The sequence below is a fragment of the Citrobacter sp. 172116965 genome, from assembly GCF_013458095.1.
GTDB lineage: Bacteria > Pseudomonadota > Gammaproteobacteria > Enterobacterales > Enterobacteriaceae > Citrobacter > Citrobacter braakii.
The window spans coordinates 1368830-1390512 of record NZ_CP046673.1 but is presented as its reverse complement, the minus strand read 5'-3'; the positions used below and the strand labels follow the sequence as shown (position 1 = coordinate 1390512).

The following is a 21683-nucleotide window of genomic DNA, read 5'->3' as shown; positions in this document are numbered from 1 at the left end:
GCCAGGTTAGGGTAAAAAAGACATACGATGGGTAAATCTGACAATTAATTTATTTAATTCCGAGGTATTGGTCAGTCCCAGCTTGGTGACGACCCTCATTTTATGCGCCTGGATAGTTTTATAATTCAGGCTGACTAACTCTGAAATTTCTCTGGCGGTATATCCGTTTACCAATAAATTCAGAATCTGCTGCTCTCTCTCGGTTAATCTTTTCTGTGAACGATATAACCGGGGATTCCATTTCCCGGCCGTTAACGACGCCAGTTGACCGAAATCGCGCAGTGAAGATTTCTCCGTCAAAACTATCGTTTTTTCAACATATAATAACTCTACACATAATTTCGCCACCAAACTATCAGCAATAATTACCACGACATTATTATAAAACTTGAAGCGGTTTTTATTCAAAAACTGCACGATAGTTGAACATGGTTGTTCGTTATCAATGATATTAAAAACCATGGTTTGATGCTGGCATAATGATGACTGATGCAACATATCCTCAAACTGGAATGTTTGTATCGGTACATGTTTGCTTGTCAGGTAGGCGAACAAACCGTTGCCCACAAAATTATCACTGCCACACATCAACATCCTGTTCATCGCTCCTTATCAGCATCAAATCTTGTTACTCATTAAAAATTTAATAATAATCTTCTCGACCTCTGCCTCTTCACGACGATTTTTAAAATCGAACTCACATGAAATCTGATGACAGGCATACAATTGATTATCCTCATCAAATTCATTGATCATGACGACATCGATCACTTTCAAATCCAGCTGTAAACTGCCAAACGTATCAAAATCCAACGCGGCATTTTTAATCACCGCATCTTTATAGAGAAAACGGGAGTTCACATCTTTAACAATTAATGCACAACCGCCCTGCGAGATGTTTTTAATCTTCAGAGAGTAGTTTTCTCCGTTTTTGTAACGACCAAAACAGAAAAAGTCGTAACCCTTCAGGAAGGAAAAACGCTGATTTTGTCGCTGCTGGGCAAAGAAAATCATATCCGGGATGAAGTAGGATAATCCTGCTTGTGCACCTGCTGATAAGGTTTGTTCGAATCTGGCACTAAATTTTACAATCCCACTTTCACTGTGCAGGATAAAGTACTGGACCTTTTCAGGAACAATGTCTTCGTGTCCGGAGATGACAAACCGCTCGAAATCAATCTTCTCTAACTGCGTGATAACACTATGGTTTTCACATAAAACTTCCAGTTTCGTTTTCTTGTGCAACTCTTCACGAAGGGTAGCGATGATTTCAAACTTGTTGTCCTTTGCTAATCCAAAGCTCATTCTAAAACCCTTATTTCCATATTTAAGATATGTCTCGCTTTTGGTTGCTCACAAAACGCGAGATCAGCATCCACCCCTGGTGCTTAATTACCATAGTGGATTCCATGTCGAACAGTTGATTAAAAATTAAGTTTTTAACTATCTTTAGCCATTTATTGATACGTAAAAACATTTAATCAAAGTTAATTCTAGCTGAAGCCATGCCTAAAACCACATGAAGTTGTTGGCTAACTATAACAAAAGAGAATAATAAAATTTTTTGAGATGTCATTTTGAGATAACAAATAGCAAGAACTACACAGAAAAAAATAGAGGGAAATGAATGGGTTTTGAAGGAAGGACCACGCAGTATGCGGACTGGCGTGCTATCGCAAGAAGAAGAGAAAATGCTTACGGCACTATATCATTAACCAGGAATATAGCTCCGACTAGTTATTGTGAAAAAGTGAATAATTATATTTCACCTGTAAAATAAATTTACCTTAGGGCAGAAAAAAGGCCAGCATCCTGCTGGCCCGGTAATTACCGAATCGAACTATAGAGGCTTACTGTCTTACAGAGGGTACAACGTTAAAAATTCAATACTTTTGCTTAATAATTGATCGGGATGAATCTGCGATGATCATCACCGCTCCCGCCAGCATTAATGTGTCTTTCAACACCAGACGCCCGGCTCCGGACAAGTACGGAAAACCGTGGTGCATATCGCCCAGTGGCATCACCCATGCTTCCGGTGTGGTAATTAAAAATGATAACGTCACAATCGGAGTAGCAAATGCCAGTACGCCACCAATTAATCCCAACCAACGGCTAACAGGATTAGCCAGCACCAGCAATGCGATCAGCACTTCGACTACGCCCAGACCATTGGAGAACGTATAGGTGTTATTCGCCTTCTGCCATTCCCGCTCCTGCGGTTTAAACTCACCTTCGTGGGTTAAATGCTGCTTATATTCTTCTGGATGTTCATAAAAAAATGACATTACCGGACTATTGGCAACAAATGGCGTAATACTATCGGCTTCGTAAGGTACAAATTTCAATAAGCCAATCCAGATAAAAACAATGGCAATACTCAGGCGAATCAATGTTAATCCAATTCTATCGCCCTTGCTGAGTAAACGCAGATACTTTTCCATTCAGACTCTCCTCACTTGTACAAAATTGCGGTTGCGTGAGTGCTGCTATCAATGCGCATTGAGGTAATTTTCCAGGAAGTTGCCTTCTTTTCCTGCGCCAGTCTGGCGATTGCATGTTCAACAACAGAAGGTGCGGCGGCAATTGCCGACACGCTGACGCGGGCTACTTCGACTGGCTGCTGTGCCAGTGCAGAAAATGTCACCGGCGCGGTCAGTAAAGCAGTCAATAATAATGAAGTTTTAAGCATGTTCATTTCTATTTCCATTAACAAGTGATTTCACTCGTAATAGAATAAAACATTATTGCTTATCTTATTTCCTCCATAACGCCAGAATAACTGTTCATGAGTATTTCTTTATATATGATAAAAAAAAGCCCCACACAGGTGGGGCAATCATGCAAACTATATTATTATTTTATAAGAGAGAAGAGATCGTTCAGTGATTCGCTCATGCTCGGATGAGTAAATATTTGATCGCGCAATGTCGTGTAAGGTAAACCAGCGTCCATAACGGTCTTAATGATATTAATCATCTCATGAGAATCCACGCACAGCAGCGATACGCCTAATATCTGTTTCGTTTCGCGATTTACCACCGCTTTAAGTACGCCACGCGTGTCATTCATCACCCGGGCACGCGGGATAGCCGCGACAGGCAGGGTGACAACCTGGACCGCCGCGCCGCTGGCGCGAGCTTGTTCTTCTGTCATCCCCACACGGGAAAGCGGCGGCGTCATAAAGACAGAATACGGTACGTTTTGGCGATCGCCGGTGTTACGTAATCCCTCGCCTAACAGGTTGTCGCGCACAATACGGAAGTCATCCAGCGAGATATAGGTAAATTGTAACCCCCCCGTCACATCGCCCATGGCCCAGATATTGTCTGCCGAAGTACGCAGATATTTATTCACTACAATGGCACCGCGCTCGTTGACATCCACACCCGCTTTCTGCAACTGCAGATTTTCAGTTGCCGGTTTGCGACCCGATGCCACCAGTAGCGCATCCACAGTCTGGACGCCTTCCGGCATTTGCACCTGTACCGCGCCGTCATGGGACGAAACCGCCTGCACCCTGGCATTGAGGATAATCTCAACCCCTTTGTCGCGTAAAATGTTGGCGATAGCGTCGGCAATATCCCGATCTTCGCGGGCTAAAAACAGTGGGGCGGCTTCATAAATGGTGACCTTACTGCCAAAGTTGGCAAACATTGATGCGAATTCAACACCAATATAACCGCCGCCCAAAACCCCCAAACGTTCCGGACGTTGCGTCAAATTTAACAACCCGGTGCTGTCAAACACGCCCGGTGTAGTCATTAACCCTGCCACGTTTGGCATCGTTGCCTGTGCGCCGGTATTAATAAAGATCTTTTCGCCGCTTAGTTCAATCTCGCCTGTTGGCTGCACGACCCGCACCGTATGGTTATCAATAAATTCAGCACGACCTTCAATCACATCTACATTTTCCAGATCGGCAAGATTATGGAAGTTTTTATCACGCAGAAAGCTGACAACGGAGGCCTTGCGCTGCATCGCCGCAGCAAAGTCATGCTGAAGTTCAGCATCGTGTACCAGGGTTTTGGTGGGAATGCAGCCGATATTGATACATGTCCCGCCATACATGGTGTTTGACTGTTCAATAATCGCCACTCGCCAGCCCGTTTTCGCCAGGGTAGCCGCCAGCGTTTTACCCGCTTTGCCAAATCCGATAATAATCGCCTGATACTGATTCATGCTGTCTCTCCACCATGTCACTGTTCGTTTGTTGAACTGAAGTATAGGTTTAACGATGCATGAACAATGTATCCATATCGCGCAAATTACTGTCAAATCGTCTAAACAACTACTATCTCTCTTCCACTCAATCCATCGAGACAATAAACTAAGACCATAAATTTATTTAATAAATAATGAGTAACAGCGTTACTTTATCTCGACAAGCATCAACAAGAACTGCTCAGGAGTCTTTATGGATGCACTTAGCCGATTACTTATGCTTAACGACCCGCAGGGCTCGATTGATCAAAACTGCCTGCTGAGCAGGGACTGGCAACTGCCGCACGCGGCGGGCGAGCTGTCCGTTATCCGCTGGCATACGGTAACCCAAGGATTTGCTCAACTGGATATGCCAGACGGAACGTCTTCTACGTTACGCCCTGGAACAATAGTCATTCTGCCTCAAAACTCCGCGCATCGGCTGTGCCAGACAGGGGAAGAACAAACGCATATTGTCTGCGGAAGCCTGCGATTGCAGGCTTCTTCACGCTATTTTTTAACCGCCCTTCCGGAAGTATTAATACTGGCACCAGAAGATGACAGTCCCATTAGCCACTGGCTGAAGGCCATGATTGCGCTGATGCAGCAGGAATACATCAACGATCTGCCTGGCTCCAACATCGTTTGCAGCCAGCAATGCGCTACGCTGTTCGCGTTAGCCGTTCGAGAGTGGCTATCCCAGCCGACCCCCGCTAAAAATGTGCTGAATTTACTGCTGCACCCAAGGCTTGGGGCCGTTGTCTTCATGATGCTGGAGTCACCGGCTTTTCCCTGGACTGTCGAAGAACTGGCAAAGCGTGCCCATATGTCGCGGGCCAGCTTTGCGCAGCTATTCCGTGAAGTATCAAACTCCACGCCGCTGGCGGTGTTAACCGAGCTACGGCTGCAATTCGCCGCCCAGATGCTGTCACGCGGATCGCAGCCGTTGATCGTTATTGCCGAGTCGGTGGGTTACGCCAGCGAATCATCGTTTCACAAAGTCTTTTTACGGGGATTTGGCTGCACGCCGGGCGAGTACCGAAAACGCGTGAAAGCGCTGGCGGCATAACGCACCGCCTGCTTCGGCAACAAAACCGACGCAGGCGAGCGCTTCAAGGCATTACTTTTGGCTGCGATGCCTGTGCAGCCACATCAGCTTATAAGCTGCCGGAATAATAAACAGCGACAGCAATGGCGCGGTAATCATGCCGCCAATCATCGGCGCGGCAATTCGGCTCATCACTTCTGAGCCTGCCCCTGTCCCCCACAAGATTGGCAACAGGCCCGCGATAATCACCGCCACGGTCATCGCTTTCGGACGCACGCGCAGCACCGCGCCGTGATACAACGCTTCATCCAGCTTATCCGCCGTAAAGGTTTGCGGATTTTCCAGCGCAGGCTCGGCTTCAATAGCATGGCGCAAGTACATCAGCATCACTACGCCAAACTCCGCGGCAACGCCAGCCAGGGCGATAAACCCGGTTCCGGTCGCAACCGACATATGGAACCCCATCCAGTAGAGGAACCAGATCCCTCCTACCAGCGCAAAGGGCACGCTGGTGATAATCAGCAGCGCTTCACCAAAACGACGGAAAGCCAGATAAAGCAGGACGAAGATAATCATCAGCGTCATCGGCACCATCAGTTTGAGCTTATGGCTGGCGCGTTCAAGCAGCTCGAACTGCCCGGAAAACGCCACGCTGGTCCCCGGCTTTAACTGTACGTTTTCAGCGATCGCTTTTTTCAGATCGTTCACCACCGAAACCATGTCACGGTCGCGGGCGTCGATATAAATCCAGCTGGTGGGTCGCGCATCTTCGGTTTTCAACATCGACGGACCAGAGACCACTGTCACATCTGCAACATCAGCCAGCGTGATTTGCTGCTTCATGGGCGTCAGAATAGGCAGATTACGCAGCGCTTCCGGGCTATCACGATAGCTCTGCGCATAGCGAAGGTTAATCGGATAACGTGCAATCCCTTCCACCGTTTCGCCCACCATCGCGCCTCCGACCGCGGAGGTGACAAACAACTGTACCGCGCCAACGGTCATACCGTAGCGGGCTGCTTTCTCCCGATTAATGTCCACATTAATATAGCGCCCGCCCACCAGCCGCTCAGCCAGCGCCGAAGCGACGCCCGGCACGGTTCTGGCTACCTCTTCGATTTGTTCCGCCGTGGCGTCGATATCAGCCAGAACATTACCTGACACCTTTATCCCAATCGGGCTTTTGATGCCGGTAGAAAGCATGTCGATACGGTTACGAATAGGCGGAACCCACAGGTTCGCCAGCCCTGGCAAGCGCACGGTTTTGTCGAGTTCGGCGATGATTTTGTCCATCGTCATCCCCGGACGCCACTGATCCTGCGGCTTCAGTTGGATCGTTGTTTCGACCATTTCCAGCGGCGCGGAATCCGTTGCGGTTTCCGCCTTACCGGTTTTACCAAACACGCGCGCCACTTCCGGAACGGTCATGATCAGCTTGTCGGTTTTTTGCAGCATATCCGCCGCCTGCGCCGCCGAAATTCCCGGCAGGGTTGACGGCATATACAGTAGATCGCCTTCGTTAATCTGCGGCAGGAATTCACCACCGACTTTATTCAGCGGGTAGATAACCGTCAGTATCGAAAGCACCGCCACCAGCAGGGTGGTTTTAGGCCAATGCAGCACCTTCAACAACAGCGGATGATAAATACGGATCAGGAAACGGTTAAGCGGGTTACTGCTTTCCGCCGGTATTTTGCCACGGATCCAGAACCCCATCAGGATCGGAATGACGACAATAGCCAGAAACGCCGCGCCTGCCATGGCATACGTTTTGGTGAACGCCAGCGGGCCGAACAGTCGCCCCTCTTGCCCCTCAAGCGTGAAAATAGGGATAAACGACAAGGTGATAATCAGCAAGCTGATGAACAATGCCGGGCCGACCTCTACCGAGGCATCGGTAATGACCTTCCAGCGCGTTGCGTTATCCAGTTTTTCATCCGGATGCTGATGTCCCCACTCTTCGAGCCGCTTATGGGCGTTTTCAATCATCACGATCGCGGCATCGACCATCGCCCCGACGGCAATGGCAATGCCCCCAAGCGACATGATATTGGCGTTCAGCCCCTGGAAATGCATCACGATAAACGCGATACACAGTCCCAGCGGCAGGGAAATAATCGCCACCAGCGCCGAACGCAGATGCCAAAGGAACAGCGCGCATACCAGCGCAACAACGATAAACTCTTCCAGCAGCTTATAGCTCAGGTTATCAATAGCGCGATCGATGAGCTGACTGCGATCGTATGTTGTAACTACCTCAACGCCTTCCGGCAGGCTGCTTTTCAGCGTGTCGAGTTTGGCTTTAACGGCGGAGATCACTTCACGCGCATTTTTACCGGAACGCAGAATTACCACCCCGCCCGCCACTTCGCCTTCGCCATTCAGTTCGGCGATCCCACGGCGCATTTCCGGCCCAATCTGCACACGCGCGACATCGCGCAGGTAAACAGGTACACCGTCGGCCCCTGTTTTCAGGACGATATTATTGAAGTCATCAAGCGTTTGTAGATACCCACTGGCGCGGACCATATATTCCGCTTCAGCCATCTCAACAGACGAACCGCCCGCCTCCTGATTCGACGTATCCAGTGCAGATTTCACCTCCGCCAGGCTGATGCCATATTGCGTCAGCTTCATCGGGTCGATAACAACCTGGTACTGTTTAACCACGCCGCCTACCGAGGCCACCTCTGCCACGTTCGGAATCGTTTTTAACTCATACTTTAAAAACCAGTCCTGAAGAGTACGTAACTCTGCCAGATCGTGTTTACCGCTGCGATCGACCAGCGCATATTCAAAGATCCAGCCGACGCCCGTGGCGTCCGGTCCCATCTCCGCGCTGACCCCTGCCGGTAATTTCCCCTGAACCTGGTTGAGATACTCCAGTACGCGCGAGCGCGCCCAGTAAGGATCGGTGCCATCTTCGAAAATGACGTACACATAGGAATCACCAAACTGCGAGAAACCACGCACGGTCTTCGCGCCCGGTACCGACAGCATGGTGGTGGTCAGCGGGTAAGTCACCTGATTTTCAACGATTTGCGGTGCCTGCCCTGGATAGCTGGTTTTGACGATCACCTGAACATCAGAGAGATCGGGCAACGCATCAACCGGGGTATTAATGATAGTCCAGGTTCCCCAGATACTGAGAAACAGCGCCCCCATCATCACCAGAAAACGGTTTGCCACCGAACGGCGGATAATCCATTCAATCATTTATCATGTCCTCAGTGTGAATGGGTCGCCTGGGCTGGCTTTGCGGATGCGTCTTGCGCACCACTGTTCTGCGCGCGCATACGGTCCAGTGCGCCAGAGATATTCGCCTCGGAATCAATCAGGAACAGACCACTGGACACCACTTTTTCACCTTCAGTCAGGCCTGAGCGGATAGCCGTCAGCCCTTGAGATTCATGGAATACCGCAACCTGCTTCGGTACAAATCGACCTTCGTTATCGACGGTGATCACCCGTTGCTCGGTGCCTGTATCAATCAACGCCTTTGAGGGGATCAGCAGCATCGGTTCACTTTGCGTTTTCAGTTGCAGGTAAGCATTCATCCCCGGCTTGAGCGCCTCATCAGGGTTATTGACCTGCAAACGGATCTGCAGCGTACGCGTGGTGGCATCGACACTTGGCAAGATATTCCACTTGCTAATGGTGAAAGGCTTATCCGGCCAGGCGGGCACAGTGATGGTAAATTGCGAGGCGTCTTTGATCAGCCAGGCGATAGATTCCGGGACCGACGCGCTGACCCATACCGGGTCCATCCCCTGAATTTTCGCGACCACATTGTCTTTGGAAATGTTCATGCCGGTACGCAAATCGAATGCGGTAATCACCCCATCAATAGGGGCTTTCAGGGTAAAGCGGGTCTGAATTTTACGCGTCGATTTTAAGCGCTGAATATCCGCTTCCGGCATACCGGCCAGACGTAATCTCTCCAGAATCCCTTCCACCTGCGTCGCACTGCCGCCAGTCTCCCGCAGTAACAAATATTCGCTCTGCGCCTCAACCCAGTCGGGAATCGTCAGATCGATAAGCGGCGCACCTTGCTTAATTTTGTCGCCCACGGTTAGCGGGTAAACCTTTTCGATAAAGCCTGCGGAGCGAGCCTGGACAATAACAAACTGGTATTCGTTATAGCTAACGTTAGCCGGGAAAGTTTGCGCATAGTGCAGCGGGCCACGGCGCACAGGTTCTGTTTTCAGACCCAAATTTTGGGTCTGAGTAGGATCGATACGCACGCCAGGCGCTGACGCGCTCGCGGTCTCTTCATCGGCATATTTGGGGATCAGATCCATATCCATAAACGGTGATTTACCCGGCTTATCAAAGCGCGTGTTCGGGTACATGGGGTCATACCAGAACAACACTTTTCTGGCTTCTTTTTGCGAAGCCTGCCCGGTTTCAGCCGTTACGTTTGCTGATGAATAATAAGTATAAATACCGACAGAAATAACCCCACCGACAATCATGCCAGCGAGAATAAGCGCGGTATTTTTAATATTTAAAGACGCCATAGTGATTTCCATTGCGCGATAGTCTCACCCGCATTTCGAAGAATCCGGGCAAGAATAAAAGAGACCAGCGAGAACGTTATTTACTGATGTGAATATCGCGTAACACAGAGAGATTTCCCTGCTGAACAAACGTAAACGCAACCTTATCGCCGGGTTTAATATCGTCAGCCTTGGTGTCGGCAACCCGCGTAAAACGCATCGTCATGGCAGGCCAGTTCACCGCGGCAATGGGATCATGCTTGATCGTGATTTTTTTACTTTCTTTATCAATAGCTTCAATCACCCCGGTGGCGCTAATGACGTCTTCCTGTTGGGCCGCTGGCTGCATGTTCATCATCTCGCCATGCTGATGCTCATTGGCCTGAGCGTTAAACATGACCACAGAGAAAAAGCTAAACAACACGGCTTTGGCGGTAGTATTCATACTTGATGCTCCTGAAAAGTTAATATTAAGGATTACTCCACCCAACCGCCGCCTAAGGCAGCAAACAGCTTAATTTCATTAACCTGTTGGGCGTAATTAAGATCGAGCAGCGATTGCTGCGTAGCGAATAAAGAACGTTCGGCGTCCAGTACTTCGATGTAGCTAACCGCACCATTTTGATAAAGCGCTCTGGCGCGTTGTAAGGTGATTTGCAATGACGTCAGGTAGCGCTGCTGACCACTAATTTGATCGGCAATGCTTTGGCGCAACACCAGCGCATCCGCCACCTCTTTAAACGCGTTCTGAATTTTTTGTTCGTAATTCACCACCGACTGCTGTTGGCGAATTTCAGCGAGGTCGAGATTGGACTGATTACGTCCGGCGTTAAAAATGGGAATATCTATTTTGGGGACAAAATTCCACATACCGCTGGTCGCATTAAATAAGCTGGAGAGATCGCTGCTGCTGCTGGAAACCGAACTGGTCAAGGTAATCGACGGGAAAAACGCTGCCCGTGCGGCGCCGATATTGGCATTCGCCGCCATTAATCCGTGTTCAGCTTCCAAAATATCCGGGCGCTGCAACAGGATTTGCGACGAGAGCGATGGCGGCAGCGTTACTGGTTTGATATCCCCGCTGCTGCGCATCTGGTCGTTGGGTAATTTCCCGTACGTACCCAGCAACAGTTGCAGCGCGTTGTTGGCCTGCGCCAGTTCACCTTTACGCTTCGCGATTTCGCTGCGCGTGCTTTCAATCACGCCCCGCGCCTGTTCCAGCGCCAGCACGTTGGTGCTTCCGGTCAGCAACTGCTTCTCAACAAAAGCGTAAGAACGCTGATAGTTTTGCAGCGTTTCTTCGGCAATTTGCAGTTGTGCATAAGCCAGACGCTGATTGAAATAACTTTGCGATACGTTGGAGATTAATGAGATGTGTACCGCCCGACGCGCCTCTTCGCTGGCAAAGAAGTTCTGCCGCTCGGCTTCACTCATATTCTTTAGCCGACCAAAGAAGTCCAGATCGAAACTGAGATTGAGTCCAGCTTCCAATTCACGATCGGTGCTGCTATCGCCTTTTAATTTGCCGCTGTAAGTACCACTGGAACCTGCCGTGAGTTGCGGGTAGCGGTCAGCGTCCGTGACGCCATATTGCGCTCTCGCTTCCTGAACTTTTAGCACTGCCATACGTAAATCGCGGTTATTGACCAGCGCCTCGCCAATCAGCGCCTTTACCTGGGAGTCAACGAAGAAGCTCCGCCAGCCCGTGTCCTGATATCCCACCGGTGCAGAAACCAGGGCATTCTGGCTTAAGGAGAATTGCTGCGGCACAGGCAATGTCGGACGCTGATAGTCCGGCGCCAATGAACAACCGGCGAGAACGAATACAGCGCTGAGGGTAAGAAGCTTAAATTTGCTCATAGTTCTTCTCGTCCTGACCGGACTGATGGCCCTAAAAAATGTAGGAATTTATAGTGTTGTACTTTAACGAAGTGACTCTGTTTAAGCGGTGACAGGAAAATGACAAAACTGTCATTTTCCCAATAACCGATTGCTATCCGATCCCGCTTCCCTAGAATTGAAAGTCCGCACAACCCGTGTGAGAAGGAGAATGCGATGAAGGTGTTGATAGTCGAAGATGAGAAAAAAACCGGTGAATACCTGACGAAAGGCCTGACGGAAGCGGGTTTTGTCGTGGATTTAGCGGATAACGGCCTGAACGGGTACCATCTGGCGATGACCGGCGATTACGACCTGCTCATACTCGACATCATGCTGCCGGATGTAAACGGCTGGGATATCGTGCGGATGCTGCGTTCCGCTAACAAAGGGATGCCTATTCTTCTCCTCACCGCGCTGGGTACCATTGAACATCGGGTTAAGGGTCTGGAATTAGGCGCTGATGATTATCTGGTCAAACCGTTCGCCTTCGCCGAACTGCTGGCGCGGGTCAGAACGCTGCTGCGCCGCGGGGCGGCGGTGATTGTCGAAAGCCAGTTTCAGGTCGCGGATTTAATGGTCGATCTGGTCAGCAGAAAAGTCACCCGCAGCGGGACGCGTATTACCCTGACCAGCAAAGAGTTTACGCTGCTTGAGTTTTTCCTGCGTCATCAAGGGGAAGTTTTACCCCGCTCGCTGATCGCTTCCCAGGTTTGGGATATGAATTTTGACAGCGATACCAATGCCATCGACGTCGCCGTTAAGCGTCTGCGCGCCAAAATTGATAACGATTTTGAGCCGAAACTGATTCAAACCGTACGCGGCGTGGGATATATGCTTGAGGTTCCTGATGCCCAGTAAACGATGGCGGCGCCCTTTTTCGCTGGCGACACGACTGACCTTTTTTATCAGTCTGGCGACGATCGCTTCATTTTTCGCCTTTGCATGGATAATGATCCACTCCGTAAAGGTCCATTTCGCCGAGCAGGACATCAATGATTTACAAGAGATCAGCGCCACGCTGGAGCGGATTATTAACCAACCCAACGAGCCAGAATCACGCCGCCTGGAAACGCTAAAAAACGTGGTAGAGGGCTACTCGAACGTCATTATTTCTCTGGAAGACAGTAAGCAGAAAGCCATTTTTCATTCGCCAAATGCGCCGGATCTCCGGCAATTTATCGCCAGCGCAAGACCGGATAAAAATGCCCATGCCAGCGATGTTTTTATTATATCCGGCCCAACACTGCAAACGGCCAAACATATTCACGGACAAAAAACGTCGTCTAACTGGCGAATGATTCGCCTGCCGGTAGGAAAGCTGACTGATGGAAAAGCGGCGTATACGCTGTATCTGGCGTTATCGATCGATTTTCATCTGCACTATATTAACGACCTGAAAAACAAACTGATTATGACGGCATCGCTGATTAGCATGATGATTGTATTTATCGTGCTGTTCGCTGTGTATAAAGGCCATGAACCGATCCGTAATGTCAGTCGGCGCATCCAAAATATCACCTCAAAAGATCTTGATGTGCGCCTCGATCCGCAAGCGGTCCCTATTGAACTGGAACAGCTGGTAAGTTCGTTTAATCACATGATCGAACGCATTGAGGATGTATTTAAACGTCAGTCGAACTTCTCGGCGGATATTGCCCATGAGATCCGCACGCCAATAACCAACCTGGTCACGCAAACGGAAATTGCGCTCAGCCAAACCCGTAGCCAAAAAGAGCTGGAAGACGTGCTGTATTCCAATCTTGAAGAGTTTAGTCGTATGTCGAAAATGGTAAGCGACATGCTGTTTCTGGCGCAGGCAGACAACAATCAGCTTATCCCGGAAAAGACAGCGCTTAATCTGGCCGATGAGGTTGGTAAAGTGTTCGATTTTTTCGAAGCCTGGGCAGAAGAGCGCGAGGTTGGCTTACGTTTTGAAGGACGCGCATGCTGGGTTTCAGGCGATCCGTTAATGCTACGCCGGGCAATGAGTAATCTGCTTTCAAATGCCATGCGCTACACACCAAAAGGCGAGTCGGTAACCGTGCGGGTGAAAGAGGCGGATGGCCTGGTCCAGATAGTCGTGGAAAATCCCGGCCCCCCCATTCCCCCACAGCATCTATCGCGGCTATTTGATCGGTTTTATCGGGTTGACCCTTCGCGACAGCGTAAAGGCGAAGGCAGCGGTATTGGCCTGGCGATTGTGAAATCGATTGTTATCGCCCATCAGGGGAAAGTCTCGGTGACATCCGATCAGCTTGCCACCCGATTTATTCTGACGCTGCCCAAGCATGCGATGTAATTTATGGTAATGGCGTTGATACCTTAAACAATTCGAGTTGCAGGAAGGCGGCAAGAGAGGGAATCCCCAGTCACTTACTTAAGTAAATGACTGGGGTGAACGAGCGCAGCCAACGCATATGCAACTTGAAGTATGAACGATATATATCATCACCGATTCTCTGTCATAACCGTCATAGTCCTGTCACGCCGCTGACAGCCCTCACCAATTATAATTTCTTCCGTAAACCCAAACAGGAGAAATATGATGAATAAGATATCCTCTTTTTTCGCTATCGCGTTTTTTATTTCAGCTGGCGTTAATGCGGCAGACACACCCAAAATGCATCAGCAGGCCGCAGCAGCCCATGAAATGATGAATAACAGCAGTGCCCCTGCACATCAACAAATGGCGCAAGAACACGTCGCGCAGACGAATAATTCAACGTCAACACCATCCCAGGCACGCCCTTTTTCACAAATGAATAAACATGAAAAAGCGATGGTCGTTCACCAGTCAGTGAATAACGGTCATTCATATGCCCATGAGGTTCAGGCCAGGCAGCACCGCGCACAGATCCCCGCGCAAGGGTAACGTTGTCCTGTGTTGAATAAAATGTCCATCAATACGCTATGTATGAATATTGCGGACAAAACGCGCCACGCAGGCCTGTACATTTACAAGCCTGCGTTCCTGCCATTAATGTCAATATTAATATTTCTTTAAACACTTCATTAAAAAGTAAATATAATTAAGCGTTTTATCTTACTTGTATAAACTACGTGATTCACCTGCTTGTAATGTTGCATATTACAGCCCCCACGCTCTCACCATTAATATAAATTAGGATTCCCCCTGGTATGCGTCATTAATATTTAATGGGAGACTGCCGTCGTCGTAAACATGACATTCGAACAGTTCGTATTCCTATAAATAAACTTAATGATGATAGTGAGCAAAAAAATGAAAAAACGTCTGCTGACCCTCTTTGTCCTCGGCCTGACAACGGCCACAACAGCATGCGCAATTACCCCGGCAATGCAGAAAAAGTATGAACATTCAGGTTGTACACAAATGAGTGAACTCAATGGCTGCGATATCAATAAATCCTATCAGTGGAACCGCGATCATGGCTTTATTGAGAACGGCAACAGCCAGCAGAGCCGTCATCATCGTCATGGTGAAGAGCAGCAAAATACCGCTGACCGGGATAACCACGATAATGCCGATATTTACGGCAAATTCAGCGGAAATTACGTAGCCAAATTTGCCAATGGTCAACGCAGCGTTGATATTCACGTCGAGGGTTCCAGCGTGTACGTCAATGGTAATGAAGTGCGTGACGTAAATACCTATCAGGATACGATGACCTTCCGTGTCGGCTATGCCACTTACACCATTAAAACGAATGGTCGCGGTAGCTGGAATGACAGCGATGCCGGGAATGCTGGCAAAATTGTGCGCGAGTAACGGATACCGCCACAATGAAAAAACTGATTTCCACGTTGGTTATTATGGCTAGTCTGTCGGGCTGTGCCGAACATCCTTACCTTTCTGCAGCCGCTGCTGGTATTGGGGCCGCAGCAGTTGCCACGGCGATCGCTAATCACAAAAACCGTGAAGCCAACCGTGATAAAGAGCATGAACGCCAGGAGCGCGAGCAAAGGGAGAACCAGCATGCGTGGCGGCATAGTCACCATCACTCCGATGATGACGGCCATTACTATCACCGCTAAGTCAGCACAAAGAGCGCTGCGATCACAGCGCTCTCAACGGTCATGTATTACAGTATGCCGTTTTAATACTGGAGTCAGGCATGGCATTAACCCTCACGGTATTGCTTGAAAACAGGCGCGCTGCGAGCGCAGATAAATCATTACGGGCAAAGCCTGGATTAAGTCTGTTAGTTCAGGATGAAACCACCACCATACTATTTGATACCGGCCCGGACGACAGCTTCATACTTAACGCCGCGCAAATGGGCGTAGACCTGACGCAATTGACCGCCGTGGTTCTTTCGCACGGCCATTACGATCACTGTGGCGGCGTGCCGTGGCTGACGGATAACAGTCGTATCATTTGCCATCCCCAAATAGCCTGCGAACGATATGCCTCAATAACCCTGGCGGGAACGCCAAGAAAAATAAAAAAACTCTCGCGTGATAACGACTACTCTCGACTAATCATGGAATACACCCGTGAACCGTTGGCGATCAGCGATCGATTTTTGTGGTCCGGGGAAATTAGTGTCGCCACTCCACAGGCCTATGGCGTTATTAGCGAGAAAACACCTCAACCGGATTACATCAGCGACGAAGGCGTATTGATCTATAAATCTGATCGCGGGTTAGTCATCATTACCGGATGCGGGCATCGGGGAATAGAGAATATCGTACGCCATTGCCAAAACATCACCGGCGTTAACCAAATTTACGCCCTCGTCGGTGGGTTCCATTTACGCACTGCCTCCCCCGCTAAGCTATGGCGAACCCGACAATTTATTAAGCAACAACAACCAGAAAAACTACTCGGCTGTCATTGCACCGGTTCGTGGGGTCGATTGTGGCTACCGGGAACTGACGCCCCGGCAACGGGAGATGTGATTGTGCTGGCAGAGTAACGGCGATAAGACATTGCCATACCAGCAATAAAAAGCGGGAGCCTTACGGCCTACTGCCGATCAGTTAAATCTGTTTTGCTGTTCAGATAAAAAACGCAGGTGGGCAGGTGTGGGCTGGTCCGGCTGAAAATTGCCGACGTGTTTCCGTAAGGCAGGGAGAACCCGCAGGGATGCGGGTTCAGGGCGCGTTTTGCAGGGACGCTACCTCGCGCCCGGCCCGGTAGCCTGGAGGAATAAACGGAGGGGACCGCGGAGCGGCAATTTTCCCGCCGGGAGCCGGGATTGTTAAGGGTACGGCGATAGTACCCTTAACACGTTCACAGGGAGGATCGTTTCAGAGAAGTGACAAACATAAGGTGAACGTAGCAATATACCGGAGGCAATAGATTCATTACCTCCGTATGTGCCACTCTCCGTTATCGCTACGGCCACTCATCCTCGTTAACTGCCAGCATTCGAGCCTTACGGCCCCCGCTTTTCAACCATCATTACAGAGTGACGATTGCTGGCTCATCAAAGACGGTGAGTTTTGGCGCTTCGCCGGTGAATTTTTCTGCGTATACCAGGCTGGTATTCCCCGCGCAGCCATTCGCCAGCCTTGAGGTTGGGATATCCGCCGTCAGCACATTCGCGCCGCCATTTTTGCAGATACCGTTCTCAATATCTGGCCATGCGCCTTCATGGATACAGATGATTCCCGGTTTGATACCGTCACTGATGTGTGCCCCCACCAGCACCTGTCCACGCGCGTTCCATACGCGTACCAGATCGCCTTCGGCAATACCTCTGGCTTTCGCATCATCCGGGTGAATCGTTACCGGCTCACGATTGGCAATCGCGTACTCTTTGCGCAGCGAAGCGTAGTTCAACTGACTATGCAGACGATGTGCCGGGTGCGCCGTCAGTAGCTGCAGTTGATCTTTATCCGCAGTTCCTTTCCATTCATCGGGTTCAATCCATGACGCATGCGGCGGGCAATCTTTGTATTGATAGCCTTCAATCGTTTTTGAGTAGATTTCTATCTTACCGCTCGGCGTTCCAAGCGCATTCATCACCGGATCGCTGCGGAAATCCGCGTAGCGTACATATTTGTTATTCTTTTCATTCTCACGCATTTCGATCAGTTTGTTTTGCTGCCAAAACGCGTTGAACTGAGGCATGGCGATACGCTGGGCGCGGGCGGCTTTTTGCGCGGCATCATAGAACTGCTTCAGCCACGCCATTTCATCTTTGCCCTCGGTGTAGACCGCCTTACCGCCAGGCTTGAGCATCTCCGCCAGATCGGCAAATACGTCAAAATCACTGCGTGCTTCAAACTGCGGCTCAATGACCTGCTTCATCGGCACCAGATGTTGGTTACTGTAATCACCGGTCATGGTCAGATCGTTGCGCTCATACGACGTGGTGATCGGCAGGACTATATCGGCATGTTTGGCCGCTGCGGTCCAGTAGCACTCAGAGATGACAACCAGTTCAGGCTTCTGCCAGGCTTTGATTAGACGGTTAGTATCCTGATGATGGGTAAAGTTAGCGCCGCCCGCCCACCAGATCATTTTGATATCCGGGAAGGTTTGCTCTTTACCGTTATGCTGATATTTGCCGCCTGGATTTTCCAGCGCTTCGACAATTCGCGCTACCGGCAGGCTAGTCACCGCATCGGAAACCGCCCAGTCGTTACCCGCAGATGACCCACCCTCAATTTGGGCGGAGATGGCTGGCAATACTCCCCCGGTACGCGTTGGGTTACCACCGTTGGAATAGTGATAAGAGAATCCGAAACCACCGCCTTCGGTACCAATTTGCCCCAGCATCGCCGCCAGAGTCACCAGCATCCAGTGTTTTTGCTCACCGTATTGCTGGCGCTGAATCCCCCAACCCGCCATGAGCATGGTTTGATTGCTGGAGAAAATTTCCGCCAGCTTCTCCAGTTGCTCCGCAGGCACGCCGCACACGCCGGAAGCCCACTCGGCGGTTTTCTCTATTTTGTCGCTCTTGCCGAGCAAATACTCTTCAAACTGCGGATATCCAGTGGTGTATTTTTCCAGGAAGGCTTTGTCATGGAGATTTTTCTTCACCAGCGTATGGGCGATCCCTAACATCATCGCCACATCGGTCCCCATATGTGGCGCAATCCAGGTCGCATTATCACCAAAGAACTCAATGGTTTCGGAACGCATCGGATCGATGGCGATGACGCTTTTCCCTGATTTCTTCAGCAGATTAAAGTATTCAATCCCCTGTTCATCCGTGCTGCTCCAGGCAATCTTGAGGGTATTGAGCGGGTTCATCCCCCACAGCACCACGACCTGACTGTGCTCAAGCACCATCGGCCAGGTGGTTTGCTGCTCATAGACTTCAACCGATCCCACAACGTAAGGCATGATCACCTGCGCGGCACCGGTTGAATAATCTCCGGTATGACCTGCGTAACCACCGGCCATGCTCATATAGCGTTGCAGTAAGGTTTGCGCTTTATGCAGAACGCCGCTGGAGCGCCAGCCATAAGAACCAGCAAATATCGACGCTGGGCCATAGCTGCTACGGATCCGGCTATGCTGCTCGTGTATCAGTTTCAGTGCCTGCTCCCAGCTAACCCGCACGAAAGGATCGCTTCCACGTTTACCATCCGCATTACCCGGGTTTTCCAGATAGCTTTTGCGCACCATCGGATATTTTACGCGGATATTGGTATGGACCTGATCCGGCGCGGTTTGCTGTAACGAGTTCGGCACCGTTTTAGGCAACGCGCCTTTTGAGGAAACCACTTTGCCATCTTTTACTTCCACGTATACCGCGCCCCAACGCGCTGCCGTCAGAATCGCTCCGCCATTTTGGCCTTCGGCCCAGGCCGGCATTGGGATCACCGAAGAAATCGCCATTGTCCCGGTTGCCGCGCCGGCCGTCTTAATAAAGTCACGTCTTGTGAGTTTCATGATTTCTCCTGATTTATCGCTTATTTGTTCATGTCTTTAGCGTTGTACTGGAAGTAACGGCTCAGGATATCCAGTTCGTTTTCACTGATATTGGTGCGAGCGCCCATCCCTTTTGCTACTGAAGGCCAGGCGTTGAGCGTGAAATGATTCGCCGGAATTGGCGCATGGCAGCCCGCGCAGTAGACATTGTCGAGTTTGCGTGCGTAATCCCACATCGGTTCACGGCTGGCGAGAGCGGAACCGCTCCATTCACCCTGCAGCACGACATCTCGCCACACATTGCCGTAATCATCTTTTTTCCAGTCGGAGAGGATCTTCAGCGATTGCTGACCTTTTTCACTCAGGCTGGCAAGAATCAAACGCTGTCCTGCCGCGTAGTAAATGACCTGTTCATTTCCCTGCATCTGGCTACCGCGAATCTCGACCTGTCGCGTATTGTCCGTTGTTTTCAGAACCTGCATTTTTGTTGCCGGGTAAACGGTTCCCAAATCGCCCAGCGCAGTGTTGCTTACGGCATAAAGCTCTGTTGCCGAAGCAGGGGTGGAGGCGGACTGCGCTTCAAGCCCTTTGAGCGCGCTGTCATCCATTTTTATTTCAGGTGGGAAATGGGCGACGCCTTTGTGGCAATCAATACAGGTTTGCTTTTCCTCGATGCCCATTTTGTGCATTTTCTGGGCCTCTGCGCTTTGTGCGGCAAGATCCATCGCGTCCATGCTGTGACAGCTACGGCAGGTCGCAGAATCGCTCGCTTTTAGCTGTGCCCAGACGGTTTGCGCCATCTCCAGACGGTGTTCTTCAAATTTTTCAGGGGTATCGATTTTTTTGGTTATGAACTGATGATAAACATCTTTTGAGGCCCGCAGTTTAGCCACCAGATAATCCAGGCCGCCCTGGGGGATATGACAATCAGCACACTCTGCACGAATACCTTTCTGATTCTGAAAGTGAACCGAACCGGTATATTCCTCATACGGTGCTTGCATCGTATGGCACGATAAACAGAATTCCGTGCTTGAGGTTTTGTGCAACGTCCATTGCCCTGCCAAAACGATAACAGCACCAAGAACAATGCACAGCAGCATCGTCCCGAGGATGGTTTTATTTATTTTTCTCATCTTTTATTCCCACAAGACGAATACCCTTTAATAGGTAGACAATAATTACCCTAACGCGGCTACTTATTGATATTCATCAAACGCAGACGGAAATGAGAATCAGCATGTGGGTAATTTTGAAGGCGCTCGCATAATTAATAAGAACGAAATTAAATATAAAATACCTTTTTAAAATCAGAGGATTGAACCAAGCCCAAGGTTTAATTAACCATTAATCATGGAAACGTCAGAATAAAAATTTAATGAGTGCTGAATGGCATTAAAATTATGCCCTTGGCAATAGTCGCTATATAATAAAATATACAATGAAAAAACATAAAAACGAACCCTTTTCTATTACGTGATAACACGTATTAATGAAGATACCCCTCTTGTGGTTGTGCTCAGATATACATTCACGACAAGAGTTGTGACACACACCAATCATTGACACGCATTTATGCATGCAACCTTGATCTGGTCACTTATTATACAGATTCGATTTTCGCTACACTCTGGGTAGAGGTAAACAAACAGGAGGTAGTGAATATGTATCGCTCAATTCTGGTGCCCATTGATATCTCTGAAACCGATTTAACCCGCCATGTTGTTCCACAGGTCCTGGCGCATGCCAAAACCGCTAAGGTCCACTTTTTAGCCGTTATTCCTACCGTTCCGTTCTATGCCTCGCTGGGGCTAGCTTACTCAACAGAATTCCCGGACAGAAGCGGTCTGCAGGCCAAGGCCAGCGAAAAACTCGAAGAGATTATTAAGCAGTTCAATATTCCTGCAGGCAGGAGTCAGACTCACGTCGTTTACGGCCCGCCGAAGGATCAGATCCTCAAACTGGCGGAGGCGGTAGACGCTGAGCTTATCGTCATTGCCTCACATAAGCCTGGTTTTAGCACTTATCTGCTGGGTTCAACGGCGGCTGCCGTAGTACGCCATGCAAAATGTCCCGTGCTGGTTGTGCGGTGATAAGGTTAAAATGGGGGCGAATTTGCACTAACGTTTATAAGTTAAGCATTCTTGAGAACATGTGATTCTTGCTCAGGGTTCCGTTCACCTCAGCGGTAAATGTAGCAATATACCGGAGGCAACAGATTCATTGCCTCCGGATGTCCCAC

At 49.7% G+C, this 21683-nt stretch carries 19 protein-coding genes; 8 read left to right on the top strand and 11 right to left on the bottom strand.

The features are described from left to right. Nucleotides 1-6: 6 nt before the first annotated feature. From GPJ68_RS06580 to rclA, 5 genes are all read right to left on the bottom strand, one after another. Nucleotides 7-594, bottom strand: coding sequence for a helix-turn-helix transcriptional regulator (locus tag GPJ68_RS06580; protein WP_019076223.1), 588 nt, complete (start codon nucleotides 592-594; stop codon nucleotides 7-9). Nucleotides 595-618: 24 nt separating this feature from the next. Beyond that, nucleotides 619-1305 (bottom strand): flagellar brake protein, encoded by a 687-nt coding sequence (locus tag GPJ68_RS06575; RefSeq protein WP_016152158.1) that lies wholly within the window; start codon nucleotides 1303-1305, stop codon nucleotides 619-621. Between the two features lie 578 nt (nucleotides 1306-1883). Next, nucleotides 1884-2444 carry a reactive chlorine resistance membrane protein RclC gene (gene rclC / locus GPJ68_RS06570; protein ID WP_047358051.1) on the bottom strand — a complete coding sequence of 187 codons (561 nt, stop codon included), beginning with the start codon at nucleotides 2442-2444 and terminating at the stop codon, nucleotides 1884-1886. Nucleotides 2445-2455: 11 nt separating this feature from the next. Continuing rightward, nucleotides 2456-2692, bottom strand: coding sequence for a reactive chlorine resistance periplasmic protein RclB (rclB, locus tag GPJ68_RS06565; protein WP_029139445.1), 237 nt, complete (start codon nucleotides 2690-2692; stop codon nucleotides 2456-2458). Nucleotides 2693-2856: 164 nt separating this feature from the next. Beyond that, a complete protein-coding gene (gene rclA, locus GPJ68_RS06560; protein WP_104652344.1) occupies nucleotides 2857-4182 on the bottom strand; it encodes a reactive chlorine resistance oxidoreductase RclA in 1326 nt (441 codons plus the stop codon). Nucleotides 4183-4417: 235 nt separating this feature from the next. Here rclA and rclR point away from each other — a divergent pair, with 235 nt between their 5' ends. Next, the gene (rclR, locus tag GPJ68_RS06555; RefSeq protein ID WP_046275134.1) at nucleotides 4418-5272 is read left to right on the top strand and encodes a reactive chlorine-specific transcriptional regulator RclR; all 855 of its coding nucleotides are present in this window, start codon (nucleotides 4418-4420) and stop codon (nucleotides 5270-5272) included. A gap of 51 nt (nucleotides 5273-5323) precedes the next feature. On the opposite strand, the gene GPJ68_RS06550 is transcribed toward rclR, so the two are convergent. The 4 genes from GPJ68_RS06550 to GPJ68_RS06535 all read right to left on the bottom strand — a co-directional run bounded on the left by GPJ68_RS06550 (nucleotide 5324) and on the right by GPJ68_RS06535 (nucleotide 11610). Continuing rightward, complete coding sequence (locus GPJ68_RS06550; RefSeq protein WP_016152153.1) at nucleotides 5324-8467, bottom strand: CusA/CzcA family heavy metal efflux RND transporter; 3144 nt, start codon at nucleotides 8465-8467, stop codon at nucleotides 5324-5326. Nucleotides 8468-8478: 11 nt separating this feature from the next. After that, nucleotides 8479-9771, bottom strand: a complete 1293-nt coding sequence (locus GPJ68_RS06545; protein WP_016155926.1) for an efflux RND transporter periplasmic adaptor subunit — start codon at nucleotides 9769-9771, stop codon at nucleotides 8479-8481. Between the two features lie 76 nt (nucleotides 9772-9847). After that, a complete protein-coding gene (cusF, locus tag GPJ68_RS06540) occupies nucleotides 9848-10195 on the bottom strand; it encodes a cation efflux system protein CusF (RefSeq protein ID WP_016155925.1) in 348 nt (115 codons plus the stop codon). Nucleotides 10196-10227: 32 nt separating this feature from the next. Further along, a complete protein-coding gene (locus GPJ68_RS06535; RefSeq protein WP_080858978.1) occupies nucleotides 10228-11610 on the bottom strand; it encodes an efflux transporter outer membrane subunit in 1383 nt (460 codons plus the stop codon). Between the two features lie 195 nt (nucleotides 11611-11805). On the opposite strand from GPJ68_RS06535, the gene cusR reads away from it, so the two are divergent. The 6 genes from cusR to GPJ68_RS06505 all read left to right on the top strand — a co-directional run bounded on the left by cusR (nucleotide 11806) and on the right by GPJ68_RS06505 (nucleotide 16529). Beyond that, nucleotides 11806-12489, top strand: coding sequence for a copper response regulator transcription factor CusR (cusR, locus tag GPJ68_RS06530; protein WP_016152149.1), 684 nt, complete (start codon nucleotides 11806-11808; stop codon nucleotides 12487-12489). Then, a complete protein-coding gene (locus GPJ68_RS06525) occupies nucleotides 12479-13930 on the top strand; it encodes a Cu(+)/Ag(+) sensor histidine kinase (RefSeq protein WP_104652342.1) in 1452 nt (483 codons plus the stop codon). The genes cusR and GPJ68_RS06525 overlap by 11 nt, the downstream gene beginning before the upstream one ends. Before the next feature lie 246 nt (nucleotides 13931-14176). Beyond that, on the top strand, nucleotides 14177-14503 hold the full coding sequence (locus GPJ68_RS06520) for a hypothetical protein (protein ID WP_016152147.1): 327 nt from the start codon (nucleotides 14177-14179) through the stop codon (nucleotides 14501-14503). A 369-nt stretch (nucleotides 14504-14872) separates the two neighbouring features. Beyond that, entirely contained in the window at nucleotides 14873-15379 is a 507-nt protein-coding gene (locus tag GPJ68_RS06515; protein ID WP_047358081.1) for a hypothetical protein, read from the top strand. Nucleotides 15380-15393: 14 nt separating this feature from the next. Beyond that, entirely contained in the window at nucleotides 15394-15645 is a 252-nt protein-coding gene (locus GPJ68_RS06510) for a membrane lipoprotein lipid attachment site-containing protein (protein WP_019076216.1), read from the top strand. A gap of 80 nt (nucleotides 15646-15725) precedes the next feature. Then, nucleotides 15726-16529 (top strand): MBL fold metallo-hydrolase, encoded by an 804-nt coding sequence (locus GPJ68_RS06505; RefSeq protein ID WP_104652340.1) that lies wholly within the window; start codon nucleotides 15726-15728, stop codon nucleotides 16527-16529. A gap of 488 nt (nucleotides 16530-17017) precedes the next feature. Here GPJ68_RS06505 and GPJ68_RS06500 read toward each other — a convergent pair whose 3' ends face one another. Together GPJ68_RS06500 and GPJ68_RS06495 are read right to left on the bottom strand one after the other, a co-directional pair. After that, entirely contained in the window at nucleotides 17018-19462 is a 2445-nt protein-coding gene (locus tag GPJ68_RS06500) for a trimethylamine-N-oxide reductase 2 (RefSeq protein ID WP_180837189.1), read from the bottom strand. A 20-nt stretch (nucleotides 19463-19482) separates the two neighbouring features. Beyond that, nucleotides 19483-20577, bottom strand: a complete 1095-nt coding sequence (locus GPJ68_RS06495; protein ID WP_016155916.1) for a NapC/NirT family cytochrome c — start codon at nucleotides 20575-20577, stop codon at nucleotides 19483-19485. 528 nt (nucleotides 20578-21105) lie between these two features. Between GPJ68_RS06495 and uspF the strand changes: the two genes are divergently transcribed. Beyond that, nucleotides 21106-21534, top strand: coding sequence for a universal stress protein UspF (uspF, locus tag GPJ68_RS06490; RefSeq protein WP_016152141.1), 429 nt, complete (start codon nucleotides 21106-21108; stop codon nucleotides 21532-21534). Nucleotides 21535-21683 lie beyond the last annotated feature (149 nt).